This is a genomic window from Psychrobacter sp. 1Y4 (assembly GCF_051847555.1).
This window is the reverse complement of record NZ_JBPYDE010000884.1, coordinates 1-582: the sequence shown is the minus strand read 5'-3', so window position 1 is coordinate 582 and position 582 is coordinate 1. Positions and strand designations below refer to the sequence as shown.

Below are 582 nucleotides of genomic sequence, written 5' to 3'. Positions count from 1 at the left end.
AACCAAAAGCAGAATGGTTAGGATTTGTGGTGACCAACAAAGCGCGTGAAGAGATATTACGTTGGTTCAAAGACTTATCTACCGCTGACAAGCAGCATCATGGCCGTCAAGCGTTAGATCGTGCCCTTAAAACCTATCAAAAAACGCTCGATGACCTAACAGATGATGACTGGAAAGATCTGACTGAATGGCGCGGTGTGACTGAAAAAAACACCCTATTCGAACAAATAAGCTCCGGTACGCTGCTGCCACAGCTTGTAGTCACTCGTTTGTTTAACGATGAAGTCAGTGACGTGCAAGCCAAAGCACACAACGAAGATATGACACAGCCACAGCAGCTGATCGCCAATGCCTCTGGGGTTGAGCTCGATTTTGCTAACTGCTGTCATCCAATCTATGGTGACCCTATCGTTGGGCACTTATCTCGGCACGGCTTGGTCGTTCATCGACACAAATGCTTTTCGCTTGACGACATTCGTAAAGACAACCCCTATCAGGTGATTCAACTGCGTTGGCGTAGTGACAATGCTGTAAAACAAGGTGAAACAGACGAGCATGATATAAAAAATAGCGGCAAAATTC

The 582-nt window shown here is 46.0% G+C and carries 1 pseudogene; it reads left to right on the top strand.

From position 1 onward, the window contains the following. Positions 1–29: 29 nt before the first annotated feature. Positions 30–582 (top strand): annotated as a pseudogene (locus tag ACS8FC_RS19400) (guanosine-3',5'-bis(diphosphate) 3'-pyrophosphohydrolase); the annotation flags it as partial.